Origin of the sequence: Kineococcus sp. DHX-1 (assembly GCF_042473625.1) — a bacterium.
Classification (GTDB): Bacteria; Actinomycetota; Actinomycetes; order Actinomycetales; family Kineococcaceae; genus Kineococcus.
On sequence record NZ_CP170445.1, the window covers coordinates 1,294,707 to 1,307,229 of the forward strand.

Consider the following 12,523-nt stretch of genomic DNA (forward strand, 5'->3'; position numbering starts at 1 on the left):
GCTCGTTGACGGGCGGCTGTGTATTGCCGTAGAACTCAGGGCACACGAGGAGCCCGGCCCACGACGACGTGACCACGGAGATCAAGTGCACCCCACCCATTCCGCTTCCGCCCACCACCGGAAGGTCTGAGCCATGGCGCTCACGAGCAGGAACGCCCGCACGGGGAGCGTGTCGCTCTCCGGTCAGGGGCTGCGTCCCGACGTCAACGGCTCGCGCCGCGAACGGCTCACGGCCCTCGCCTTCATCGCGCCGGCGCTGCTGGGCTTCACGGTCTTCTACCTCTGGCCCACGCTGCGGGGGCTGTACTTCAGCTTCACCGAGTTCGACTTCTTCAGCCCGCCGCGCTGGGTGGGGCTGGACAACTACACGTCGATGTTCTCGGACGCCATCTTCTGGAACGCCATGAAGGTGACGGTGCAGTACGTCGTCATCAACATCGGCACGCAGACGGTGCTCGCGCTCCTGCTGGCGGTCCTGCTGCACCGGTTGACGCGGTCGATCCTCGTGCGCAGCGTCGTGCTGCTGCCCTACCTCATCTCCAACGTGGTCGTCGCGCTCGTCTTCTACTGGATGCTGGACGCGCAGATCGGCATCACCAACCAGGTGCTCGGGTGGATCGGCCTGGACGCCGTCCCCTTCTTCGGCGACCAGAACTGGGCCATCCCGACGATCGCCTTCATCAACACCTGGCGACACCTGGGGTACACGGCCCTGCTGCTGTTCGCCGGCATGCTGATGATCCCCGGTGACGTCTACGAGGCAGGCCGCGTGGACGGCGCCTCGGAGTGGAAGATGTTCTGGCGCATCACCCTGCCGCTGCTGCGGCCGATCCTCGCCCTCGTCCTGGTCATCACCGTCATCGGCTCGTTCCAGGCCTTCGACACCGTCGCCGTGACCACGACGGGCGGGCCGGGGGACGCGACCCGCGTCATCCAGTACTACATCTTCGACCTCGCCTTCCAGCGCTACCAGTACGGGTACGCCTCGGCGGTCTCGGTCGTCCTCTTCCTCATCCTCGCCGCCGTCGCGTTCGTCCAGCTCAAGCTGATGCGCGCCGACGAGTCCGACGTCGCCTGAGCGACCCCGACCCAGGAGAACACGATGGCCACCACCGCCACCACGTTCGACGAGGCCGTCGCGGTCTCGAAGCCCACCGGAGGAGCACGTCGGGGTCGGCCGGGACTCGGGCGGGTCCTCGCCTGGACCGCGCTCGGCCTCATCATGGCCGTGACCCTCTTCCCCTTCTACTGGATGCTGCGGACCGCCTTCTCCAACGGCGCGTTCCTGGCCACCGAGCCCTCGAACCTGCTGCCCGTGGAGTCCACGTGGGGCGCCTTCCAGCGCGTCCTGGGGCTTGCGAGCACCGAGGAGGCGCAGGCGCAGGCCGGGTCGGGCGCGTCCGTGAGCATCATCCGGGCCCTGCTGAACTCCGTCCTGGTCGCCTCGCTCATCACGGCCGGGCAGGTCTTCTTCGGCGCGATGGCCGCCTACGCGTTCTCGCGCCTGCGGTGGCCCGGGCGCAACACGGTGTTCTTCGTCTTCCTCACCGCGCTCATGGTGCCGCCGATCTTCACCCAGCTGCCCAACTTCCTGCTGATGCGCGACCTGGGACTGCTGAGCTCCTACGCGGCGATCGTCCTGCCGTTCTTCTTCATGACGCCGTTCGCCATCTTCTTCCTGCGGCAGTTCTTCCTCGGCATCCCCCGCGAGGTCGAGGAGGCCGCCCGCCTCGACGGGGCCGGGGCCGTCGCGCGGTTCTTCCGGGTCATCCTGCCGATGGCGTCCGGTCCGCTCGTGACGCTGACGATCCTGCAGTACGTGCAGGCCTGGGGTGAGTACCTCTGGCCGCTGCTGGTCGCCTCCGACCGCGACCACCGCGTCCTGACGGTCGCCCTGGGCGTCTTCCGGTCCCAGACGCCGCAGGGGGCGCCGGACTGGGCGGGCCTCATGGCCGCGACCCTCCTCGCCGCGCTGCCCGTCGTCATCCTGTTCGCGGTCTTCAGCCGCAAGATCGTGAACTCCATCGGTTTCTCCGGGATCAAGTGAGGTCGGCTGTGAAGCTCTCCAGAAGACTGCGTACCGCCGTGGCCGCCGCGGGCACCGCCGCGATGCTCTCCGCCTGCGGCACCTACGGGGTCGACCCCGGCGCCGACGGGGAGACCGGCACCGTCACGTACTGGCTCTGGGAGTCGGCGCAGCTGCCGGCCTACCAGCAGTGCGCCAACGCCTTCCAGGCGCAGAACCCCGACATCGACATCCAGATCGAGCAGTTCGGCTGGGACGACTACTGGAACAAGCTCTTCACGGGGTTCGTCGCCAACTCGGCCCCCGACGTCTTCGCCGACCACACCCAGCGCTACGGCGAGTTCGCGCAGCGAGGGCTCATCGTCCCCATCGACGAGCAGGTCCAGGAGGCGGGCATCGACCTCGACGCCTACGTCGAGGGGACGACCGACCTGTGGATCGGCCCGGACGGCAAGCGCTACGGCCTGCCCAAGGACTTCGACACCATCGGCCTCTTCTACAACGAGGGCATGACCACCGAGGCCGGCATCTCGGCCGAGGACATGAAGAACCTCACGTGGAACCCGCAGGACGGCGGCACCTACGAGCAGACGATCGCCCACCTGACCGTCGACCAGAACGGTGTCCGCGGCGACGAGCCGGGCTTCGACAAGTCCAAGGTCAAGACCTACGGCCTCGGCCTGGGGTCCTCGGGGGCCCCGTTCGGGCAGGTCGAGTGGAGCTACCTGGCGAAGACCACCGGGTGGACGTACGGGGACAAGGAGATGTGGGGCACGACGTTCAACTACGACGACCCGCGGTTCCAGGAGACCTACGCCTGGTGGCGCGGCCTCATCGAGAAGGGCTACATGCCGCCGTTGGCCTTCACCGAGGGCGGCTCGGCCGACCAGCAGATGCAGGCGGGGCGCTACGCCATCGTCAGCGAGGGGTCGTGGCAGACCGCCAACTACGGCAACCTCAAGGGCGTCGACCTGGCGCTGGCCCCCACGCCCATCGGGCCGTCGGGGCAGCGGGCCGCCATGCAGAACTCCCTGGCCGACTCGATCTCGACGTCGTCGAAGGTCAAGGGGGCGGCGTGGAAGTGGGTGCAGTACCTCGCCTCGGAGGAGTGCCAGTCCGAGGTGGCCAAGGCCGGGGTCGTGATGCCGGCCATCGCCAGCACCGTCGAGACGTCGAAGGAGTCCCTGGGCAAGACCGGGTTCGACGTCAGCGCCTTCACCGACCAGGTCGAGCAGGGGACCACGTTCCCGTACCCGGCCGTGCTGAACGGGGCGGAGTTCCAGAGCATCATGGCCTCCGCCATGGACAACGTCATGGCGTTCAACGCCGACGTCGACGCGCTCACCGCCGCGAACGACAAGGTGAACGCGCTCTTCACGACCCCGCAGGACTGACGGGCGGAGTGACGGCGCGGGTGGCGCGGTAGGCGCCGGGGGAGCAGCCGCAGGCCTTCGAGAAGTGGGCGTAGAGGCTGCTCCCCGACCCGAACCCGGCGGCGTGCGCGACGGCCGCCGTCGTCAGCGTCGTCGTGAGCAGGAGTCGCTGCGCCTCGGCGATCCGGTGCCGCAGCAGCTGCTCCCCGAGGGTGACCCCCACAGCGGACCGGAAGAGCGTCGTCGCGTAGTTCGGGTTGAGGTTCGCCGCGCGGGCGATGTCCGCCGTGGAGATGTCGGAGCGGAAGTTCTCGGCCGTGAAGCGCGCCATCCGGGCCACGGGTCGCAGGTCGGCGCGGGCCCCAGGGAGAGCGTCCGCGGCGGTCGTGTCGGCCGAACCCTCGGCTGCCAGGATCCTCAGCAGCAGGGCCTGACCCTCCAACAGGACCGTCCCCGTGCCGAGCCCGGCGGCGAGGTCCCGCTGCCACGTCCCGAACTGGGCGACGACGTGCTCCCCGACGGCGGCCGTCGGTACGACGACGACGCCGTGCGAGACGATGCGCGCCACGGCGCCCTCGGGCAGCGTCCAGCCCAGCACGGTGCTCAGCGGCAGGTGGATCCAGCAGATGTCGCTGTCCCGCGGCTCCTCCGGCGGGACGAGGCGGTGGGGTACGGCCGCCCAGAACAGGGCCGTGTGCCCCTCCGGGACCGTGACGCGTCGGCCGCCGAGCAGGTACTCCAGCGACCCCCGCACCGTCACGTTGACCTCCACGTCGTCGTGGCGGTGGAACTCGCGCATGGGGGGAGCGGAGCCGCGGTGCACCCACAGGGCGGGTTCTTCGACGTCCACCCTCCCCACGGTACCTGAGGATCCTGGAACTTCTCGTGGGCCAGGAGGAGGCTCGGCACGCCGTCACGCGCCTAGCCTGGAGGCATGACGCAGAGCCCCAAGATCACCATCATCGGCGCCGGTGGTTTCGTCTTCCCGTTCCGCCTCATCGGCGACATCCTCAGCTTCCCGGCCCTGCAGTCGGCCCGGTTGTGCCTCATGGACGTGCGCGAGGACAAGCTCGGCCCCGTGGCCGACGCCGCGCGCAAGCTCGTGGCCCACCACGGGTTCGACGCCCAGGTCGAGGAGACGACCGACCGCCGCGCGGCCCTCGACGGGGCCGACTTCGTCATCATCACGTTCCAGGTCGGCGGCGTCGAGGCGTACAAGGACGACGTCCTCATCCCGCGCAAGTACGGCATCGACCAGACCGTCGGCGACACGCTCGGCCCCGGTGGTGTCTTCCGGTTCCTGCGCTCCGTCCCCGCCTACGAGGCCATCGCCGCCGACGCGCTCGAGGTGTGTCCCGGTGCGGTGTTCATCAACTACGCCAACCCGATGGCGATGGCGACGGCCTTCCTCAACGCCAAGGGCCTGAAGACCGTGGGCCTGTGCCACAGCGTCCAGGGCACGACCCGCATGCTCGCCCGCACCCTCGACGTGCCGTACGACGAGGTGAACTACCTGTCCGCAGGGATCAACCACCAGGCGTGGATCCTGAAGTTCCGCCGCGGGCAGGAGGACCTGTACCCCCGGCTGCGCCAGGTGATGAACGAGAAGCACGTCGCGGGCCGGGGCGCCCAGGAGCTCGCCGGCGACGACGGGGACCACAGCGAGGCGGCGCAGGCGGCCAGCACCTACGAGGGCGGCAACGAACAGGTCCGCACGACGCTGATGAACGCGTTCGGGTACTTCGAGACGGAGTCGAGCCACCACGCCTCGGAGTACCTGCCGTACTTCCGCAAGACCCCCGAGATGGTCGAGCACTACATCCCGCAGCGGTGGGACTACTACGAGATCTGCGTCGGGCACGACGACCAGGGCGACATCGACACCCAGCTCGCCAAGCTCAAGGAGCACCTGGCCCCGAGCGTGGAGTACGGCGCCTCGATCGTGAACTCCGTCGTGACGGGCGTCCCGAGCGTCGTCTACGGCAACGTGCCCAACGGGCCCGGCGTCATCTCGAACCTGCCGTCCGACGCGTGCGTCGAGGTGCCGTGCCTCGTCGACGAGAACGGCGTCCAGCCCACGTCGATCGGGGAGCTGCCGCTGCAGCTGGCGGCGCTGAACCGGACGAACGTGAACGTCCAGACACTCGCGGTGCAGGCCGCGCTGACGGGGAACCGGGAGAACGTGTTCCACGCCGTGGCGGTCGACCCCCTGACCGCGGCCCTGCTCACCCTGGAGCAGGCGCGGGAGATGACCGAGGAACTCCTCACCGCGCACGCCGAGCGGCTGCCGGAGGCGCTGCGCGCATGACCAGACCCCCGATGGGCTGGAACAGCTGGGACTGCTACGGCACCACCGTGACCGAGGAGGAGGTGCTCGCCAACGCCCGGTTCCTGGCCGAGCACCTCCTGCCCTTCGGCTGGGACACCGTCGTCGTGGACATCGACTGGTCCGACCCGACGGCGAAGTCCCACGGCTACAACGCCGGTGCCCCGCTGTGCCTGGACGCCGCGGGCCGGCTGGTCCCCGACCCCGGCCGCTTCCCCAGCGCGGCCGGGGGAGCGGGGTTCGGGCCGCTCGCGGCGCAGGTCCACGACCTCGGGCTGAAGTTCGGGATCCACGTCATGCGGGGGATCCCTCGCCTCGCGGTCGACGGGGAGACCCCCTTCGTCGACCGGACGAACGTCTGCGAGTGGAACCCCGACATGCTGGGCCTGGACCACTCCCACCCGGGAGCGCAGGCGTACTACGACTCCGTGCTCGAGCTCTACGCCTCCTGGGGCGTCGACTTCGTCAAGGTGGACGACATGCTCTGGCCCTACCAGGCCGCCGACGTCGAGGCCTTCGCGCGGGCCGTGCGCCGGTGCGGGCGGGAGATCGCGGTCAGCCTGTCACCCGGTCGCGACCTGTCGCTGTCCCGGCTGCCGCACCTGCGCGAGCACGCGACGATGTGGCGCATCTGCGACGACCTGTGGGACCGGTGGGAGGACGTGGAGGCGAACGTCTCCCGGTTCGCCCGCTGGGCCCCGCACGCCGGACCGGACGGCTGGCCGGACGGGGACATGCTCCCGCTCGGGCGCATCGGGCTGCGGGCCGAACGCGGCGATCCCCGCGACGACCGCCTGACCCCGGCGGAGCGCCGCACGCTCGTCACCCTCTGGGTGGTGGCGCGGTCCCCGTTGATGATCGGCGGCGACCTGCCGACGTCGGACCCGGCGACGGTCGCGCTCTTCCAGAACGCCGACGTCCTCGCCGTCCTGGAGGCGACGGGCAACCGCGAGGTGTTCCGCGAGGACCCGCTGGTGCTGTGGTCCGCGCAGGGCCCCGGCGGGGTCGGCTACGTGGCCGCCTTCAACCTCGGCGCCGAACCCCTCGAGGTGGCTCTCGACAGCCAGGACGTGGACCTGCCCGCCCGCCTCGGGACGGTGCACGACGTGTGGTCGGGCGAGGTCGTCGCGACGGTCGCCGTCACGGCCCAGGAGGACGCCACCCGCGGTGTCGCCCCCGGCAGCACCGCGGTCCCGGTGCGCCTCGAGCCCCACGGCTGCGTCCTCCTCCGCCACACCCCGTAGCCAGCCGTCACACCCCCGCGTGGAAAACACTCTTTCCGCCCTCCGCAAGCGCTTGCGAAGGGCGGAGGGAGTGTTTTCCACGCGGGCACGAGACCGGCACTGAGGGGGAGGTCAGGAGGTGAGGGCACGCCAGGCCGAGCGGCGCCGGTGCTGCTCGTCGGGGTCGGTGACGGGGGCGGCGGCGACGAGGCGCTGCGTGTAGGGGTGCAGCGGGCGGGTGAGGACGGCGTCGGCGGGCCCCTCCTCGACGAGCCGGCCGCGGTGCAGGACCGCGATGCGGTCGGCGACCTGGCCGACGACGGCGAGGTCGTGCGTGATGAACAGGCTCGCGAAGCCGAACCGCGCCCGCAGGTCGGCCAGCAGGTCCAGGACCCGCGCCTGCACGGACACGTCGAGCGCGCTCGTGGGCTCGTCGGCGATGAGGAGGTCCGGCCCGAGGGCGATGGCACGGGCGATGGCGACGCGCTGACGCTGACCGCCGGACAGCTCGTGGGGGAACCGCTCGCCGCTGCCCGCGGGCAGGGCGACGGCGTCGAGCAGCCCGGCCACCCGTTCACGCACCTCGCGCGGGCCGTCGGAGGTGTGCAGCAGCAGGGGTTCGGCGACCGAGTCGGCCACGCTGGAGCGCGGGTCCAGCGAGGAGTAGGGGTTCTGGAAGACCACCCCGACCCGGGCCCGCACCGCCCGCAGCTCCCTGCCCCGCAGCGTCGTCGGATCGGCCCCGCCGATGCGGACGGACCCGGCGTTCGGGCGCACGAGGCCGTTGACCACGCCCGCGAGCGTGCTCTTGCCCGACCCGGACTCGCCCACGAGCCCGAGGACCTCGCGGGCGCCGATGCGCACGTCCACCCCGTCGAGCGCGCGCAGACCACCCCGCCGGCGGCCGCCGTACGTCACGGACACCCCGCGCACGTCCAGCACGGGGACGCCGTCCCCGGGCTCGGGGGCTTGACCGGGCAGCGAACTGCGGGCCGGGTCGTCGGGGACCGCGCGGTGGGCGTCCCCCGCGCCCGCCCCCGCCGTCAGGTCGGCGGCGGGGAGTTGCGGCACGGCGGCCAGCAGTTCCCGGGTGTACTCCGCCCGCGGGGACCGCAGCACCTCGCGGACGGTCCCCGTCTCCACGACCTCGCCGCGGCGCAGGACGACGACGCGGTCGGCGAGGTCGGCGACCACGCCCATGTCGTGCGTGATGAGGACCACCGACGTGCCGCGCCGCACCGTGAGGTCGCGCAGGAGGTCGAGGACGTCGGCCTGCACCGTGACGTCGAGGGCCGTGGTCGGTTCGTCGGCGACCACCACGGCGGGTTCGTCCGCCAGGGCCATGGCGATGACGACGCGTTGCAGCTGGCCGCCGGACAGCTGGTGCGGGTAGGCGCGCAGCCGGGAGGCGGGATCCGGCAGCCGGACCGTCTCCAGCAGCTCCAGCGCCCGGGACCGCGCCGACGCCCGGCTCGTACCGGGACGGTGGACGCGGACGGCTTCGGTGAGCTGGTCACCGATCGTCAGGACCGGGTTCAGCGTGCTGCCGGGGTCCTGGAACACCATCGAGACCACCGCGCCGCGCAGCCGGCGCAGGGGTTCGCCGGTCAGCGCGAGCAGGTCGCCGTGCCCAGCAAGCTCCGCGCGGCCCGTGACGTGCGCGGACCCGGGCAACAACCCCAGCAGGGACAGCGCCGTGACGCTCTTGCCGGAGCCGGACTCGCCGACGACCGCGAGCACCTCGCCTGGCCCGAGGTCCCACGACGCCCCGGCGACCGCGACCGTCGCGGCCGCCCCGGCGCCGAAGACGATCCGCAGGTCCCGGACGGAGAGCAGGGGTCCACCCGCGGCGGGCGTCACGAGCTCACACCCACCGCCAGGTAGTTCGGGTACGCCGGGAAGGCGCCGATGAAGAAGTTCGTCACCTTCGACCCGCGCAGGAACGAGTTGCGGGTGTAGATGAGCGGCACGACGGGGGAGTCGGCCATGACGGCCTTGTCGACGGCCACCCACGCCTTCGCCGCCGCGTCGGTGTCGACGGTCGCCTGCGCGGCGGCGATCGCCGCGTCGACGGACGGGCTGGAGTACCGCGCCGAGTTGTACCCCCCGTTGCCGATCGCCGAGGTCGCGAACAGCGGCTGCAGGTTCGCGTTGGGGCTCGGGAAGTCCGGCTGCCACGACGCCAGCGCGAGGTCGTACTCGTCGGCGTTCACCGTGTTGATCGCCGCGTAGTAGGCGTCCTCGTCGGTGACCTGCAGGTCCACGCCGATACCGGCCTTGACCAGCGCCGCCTGGATCGCCTGCGCCTGCGCCGGGCCGTTGTTCGACTGGCTCACGAGCAGCTTCAGCCCGGACAGGCCCTGCGGGTAGCCGGCCGCGGCCAGCAGTTCCTTGGCCTTGGCCGGGTCGCCCGAGGGATCCGTCGGGTAGAGGTCGAACTCCTCGCGACCGGAGATGCCGTCGGTGATGAGCGTCGTCGCGACCTCACCGGCCAGGGCCGCCGTCCCGGCCGTCGCCACCTGGAACGCCGCCTTGTCGACGGCGTACTGGAAGGCCTTGCGGACCTCGGCGTTCTGCAGGGGGCCGCGGCGGGTGTTGAGGGACAGGAACGCCAGCGCTCCGGACTCCGACGTGACGAGCCGGTCCTTGGCCGAGGGGTTGTTCGCGACCTGGACCAGCTGTGCCGGGGAGACGAACCCGGCGCCGAACGCGGTCTGGTCGGCCGCGGAGTCGGCCGCGAGGCGCTGGGAGACGACGTCGGTGGCCTGGCCGAGGGAGAAGACCACCGAGTCGGGGTAGGCCGGACGCACGTCGTCGGTCGAGGCGCTCCAGTGCTCGTTGCGCGTCATCTCGATCTTCACGCCCTGCTGGACGGCCGACAGCACGTAGGGCCCGGACGCGATCGGCTTGAGCCCGTAGTCGGCCTCGGCACCCCGGCCCTCGGGGACGGGGGCGAACGCCGGGGTGCTGGCGACCCAGCCCCAGTCGCCGTACGGGCGGGCGAGGGTGAAGACGAGGGTCTTCTCGTCGGGCGTCGCGATGGAGGCGAGCCGGGCGCCCTCGAACGGACCGGTGTAGCCGGCGGCGCCCGCGAGGAGGTCCTTGTGGTACGTCAGCCCGCCGCTGAACGACGCCGCGAACGACCGCTCCAGGCCCCACTTCACGTCGGCCGCCCGGATCGGGGAACCGTCGGAGAACAGCAGCCCGTCCTTGAGCGTGAACGTCCACGTCGTCCCGCCGTCACTCGTGCTGCCGACGTCGGTGGCGAGGTCGGGGACGAGTTCGGCGGGCTTGCCGGACTCGACCTTCCACGACGTGAGGCGGCGGTGCACGAGGGCGAGCGACGTGATCGCGAGGCTCTGGCTCTTGGCCGGGTCGAAGTTCGTGCTCGTCGAGGAGACGAGGACCGTCAGCGTCCCGCCCTTGGCCGGGGTGGACCCCGAGGACTGCCCGGACCCCGACCCCTGCCGCTCGTTCGCGCCGCACGCGGCGAGGAAGGACGTGGCGCCGAGACCGGCGAGGACGAGGCGGCGGCTGGGGGAGGAGTGCGTGTTCACGGGAGACCTTCCGGGGGACGAGCGGTGGAGTTCAGGCGATGCGGGCGCGGGGGTCGAGGAGCCCGTAGACGAGGTCGACGACGATGTTCGCGACGACGATGAGGAACGCCGCGAAGAGCGTCGTCCCGAGCAGCAGGGGGAGGTCGAGCTGGCCGACGGCGTCCAGGAGCAGGCTCCCGACGCCGGGCATGCCGAACGTCTTCTCGGTGATGACGGCCCCGCCGAGCAACCCGCCGAGGTCGAGGCCGAAGAGCGTCACGAGCGGCAGCGTGACGTTGCGCAGCGCGTGCTTGCCGACGACCGTCCGTTCGCGCAGGCCCTTGGCGCGCGCGGTGCGGACGTAGTCCTCCGAGAGCACCTCCAGCATCTGCCCGCGGGCCAGCCGCACGTAGACGGCGCCGTTGATGAGCGCCAGGACGATCCACGGCAGCACGAGGTGCCAGGCCCAGTCGACCGGCGACTGCGTCAGCGGCACGTACCCGCTGACGGGGACGACGTCGAGGGTGAACCCCAGCAGCAGGATGCCGAGCAGCCCGAGGAGGTAGACCGGTGCCGAGACGCCGACGACCGACAGGCCACCGAGCACGTGGTCGACGGCCGTGCCGCGGCGCAGGGCCGCGACGACGCCCAGGGCGACGCCGACGACGAGCCACAGGACGGCCGCCCCCAGCGCCAGCGACACCGTCACCGGGAGCCGGTCGGCGATGAGCTGGACGACGGGCGCCGTCTCCTGGAACGAGTAGCCGAAGCAGGGGGCCGGGCAGACCACGGCCGTCGCTCCCGTGCCGAACGTGCGGCCCGTGACGATGCCGGCGAGGAACTGGCCGAACTGCTGGTACCAGGGGTGGTCCAAGCCCATGAACCCCTTGGCGAGCGCGAGGTTCTCCGGCGTGCAGGGCCGGCCGCAGGACAGCTGCGCCGGGTCCGAGGGCAGCAGGTTGAACACGGCGAAGGTCACGAACGCGACGACGAGCAGCACGCCGGCCCCGCTGGCGAGCCGGGTGAGGACGTACCGGGCGGTGGCCATCAGTGCGCCCCCTCCCGCGCCGTGCGGGGGTCGAGGGCGTCGCGCAACCCGTCGCCGAGGAGGTTGAACGCCAGGGTCGCACCGAACAGGGCCAGGCCCGGGAACACCAGGAGCATCGGGTCGGTCTGCACCCAGGCGATGGCCTCGGAGATCGACCGGCCCCAGCTCGGCGTGGGCTGCCGGACGCCGACGCCGAGGAAGGACAGCGCCGCCTCCAGACCGATGCGCTCGGGGATGGACAGCGTCGCCACGACGACGACGGGTCCCCACAGGTTCGGCAGGACGCGCCGCGTCAGCGTCCGCCAGGGCGGGGACCCCATGACCTGCGAGGCGCGGACGAAGTCGCGGCGGGCGACGCCCAGCGTCGCCGACCGCACGACGCGGGCGACGCGGGGCCAGCCGAAGAACCCGATGACGACGACGAGCAGCAGCGTCTGCGGGATGCTCGGGGGAGCGACGGCGCTGAGGGCGATCATGAAGACGAGGTAGGGGAACCCGAAGAGCACGTCCCCCGTCCAGCCGACCGCCCGGTCCCACCAGCCGCCGAAGTACCCGGCGCTCGCGCCCAGGGCGACGCCGAGCACGACGGCGACGGCCGTGGCGAGGACACCGATGAGGAACGACGTCCGCGCGCCGTGGGCCACGATCGCGAACACGTCGCGCCCCGTGAGGGGTTCGACCCCGAACCAGTGCTCGGCGCTGATCCCGCCGAGCGGGCCGGCGGGAAGTCCCGACGCGGGGTCGAGGGCCGTCTTGTCGTACGTGTAGGGGTCCTGCCCGGTGATCCGGGTGATGAGGGGCGCGGCGAGCGCCAGCAGCACGAAACCCGCGATGAGCAGGGCACCGACCGTCGCGGGCCGGCGGTCGACGACAGCGCGCACGAGCGCGGAACGGCGCCACCGGCCGCGACGGTTCTCGTCGCGGACCGGTGGGACAGCGGGAACGGTCACGGGTCACCAGGGGGATTCACGAGGTCGGAGGGGCGGGACCA

At 71.7% G+C, this 12,523-nt stretch carries 10 protein-coding genes; 5 read left to right on the plus strand and 5 right to left on the minus strand.

Going from position 1 to position 12,523, the window contains the following annotated elements; all coding sequences use genetic code 11:
- Positions 1 to 133: 133 nt before the first annotated feature.
- From ACFEMC_RS06280 to ACFEMC_RS06290, 3 genes are read left to right on the plus strand one after another with little or no spacing between them, the layout of a single operon-like run.
- Positions 134 to 1,078, plus strand: a complete 945-nt coding sequence (locus ACFEMC_RS06280) for a carbohydrate ABC transporter permease (protein WP_380174617.1) — start codon at positions 134 to 136, stop codon at positions 1,076 to 1,078.
- A gap of 24 nt (positions 1,079 to 1,102) precedes the next feature.
- The gene (locus tag ACFEMC_RS06285) at positions 1,103 to 2,047 is read left to right on the plus strand and encodes a carbohydrate ABC transporter permease (RefSeq protein WP_380174620.1); all 945 of its coding nucleotides are present in this window, start codon (positions 1,103 to 1,105) and stop codon (positions 2,045 to 2,047) included.
- Positions 2,048 to 2,085: 38 nt separating this feature from the next.
- On the plus strand, positions 2,086 to 3,420 hold the full coding sequence (locus tag ACFEMC_RS06290; protein WP_380174622.1) for an ABC transporter substrate-binding protein: 1,335 nt from the start codon (positions 2,086 to 2,088) through the stop codon (positions 3,418 to 3,420).
- Here the strand turns inward: ACFEMC_RS06290 and ACFEMC_RS06295 are convergent.
- The gene (locus ACFEMC_RS06295; RefSeq protein WP_380174624.1) at positions 3,401 to 4,249 is read right to left on the minus strand and encodes a helix-turn-helix domain-containing protein; all 849 of its coding nucleotides are present in this window, start codon (positions 4,247 to 4,249) and stop codon (positions 3,401 to 3,403) included. The two genes, ACFEMC_RS06290 and ACFEMC_RS06295, sit on opposite strands and share 20 nt — an antisense overlap.
- Positions 4,250 to 4,333: 84 nt before the next feature.
- On the opposite strand from ACFEMC_RS06295, the gene melA reads away from it, so the two are divergent.
- Together melA and ACFEMC_RS06305 are read left to right on the plus strand one after the other, a co-directional pair.
- Positions 4,334 to 5,707, plus strand: coding sequence for an alpha-galactosidase (gene melA, locus ACFEMC_RS06300; protein ID WP_380174626.1), 1,374 nt, complete (start codon positions 4,334 to 4,336; stop codon positions 5,705 to 5,707).
- Positions 5,704 to 6,969, plus strand: a complete 1,266-nt coding sequence (locus ACFEMC_RS06305; protein WP_380174628.1) for a glycoside hydrolase family 27 protein — start codon at positions 5,704 to 5,706, stop codon at positions 6,967 to 6,969. The genes melA and ACFEMC_RS06305 overlap by 4 nt, the downstream gene beginning before the upstream one ends.
- 111 nt (positions 6,970 to 7,080) lie before the next feature.
- Here the strand turns inward: ACFEMC_RS06305 and ACFEMC_RS06310 are convergent, their stop codons facing one another.
- The 4 genes from ACFEMC_RS06310 to ACFEMC_RS06325 are packed head-to-tail and all read right to left on the minus strand — an operon-like array spanning position 7,081 to position 12,482.
- Complete coding sequence (locus ACFEMC_RS06310; RefSeq protein ID WP_380174630.1) at positions 7,081 to 8,808, minus strand: dipeptide ABC transporter ATP-binding protein; 1,728 nt, start codon at positions 8,806 to 8,808, stop codon at positions 7,081 to 7,083.
- Complete coding sequence (locus tag ACFEMC_RS06315; protein ID WP_380174632.1) at positions 8,805 to 10,505, minus strand: ABC transporter substrate-binding protein; 1,701 nt, start codon at positions 10,503 to 10,505, stop codon at positions 8,805 to 8,807. The genes ACFEMC_RS06310 and ACFEMC_RS06315 overlap by 4 nt, the downstream gene beginning before the upstream one ends.
- Before the next feature lie 31 nt (positions 10,506 to 10,536).
- A complete protein-coding gene (locus ACFEMC_RS06320) occupies positions 10,537 to 11,532 on the minus strand; it encodes an ABC transporter permease (protein ID WP_380174635.1) in 996 nt (331 codons plus the stop codon).
- Complete coding sequence (locus ACFEMC_RS06325; RefSeq protein WP_380174637.1) at positions 11,532 to 12,482, minus strand: ABC transporter permease; 951 nt, start codon at positions 12,480 to 12,482, stop codon at positions 11,532 to 11,534. The genes ACFEMC_RS06320 and ACFEMC_RS06325 overlap by 1 nt, the downstream gene beginning before the upstream one ends.
- Between the last annotated feature and the right edge of the window lie 41 nt (positions 12,483 to 12,523).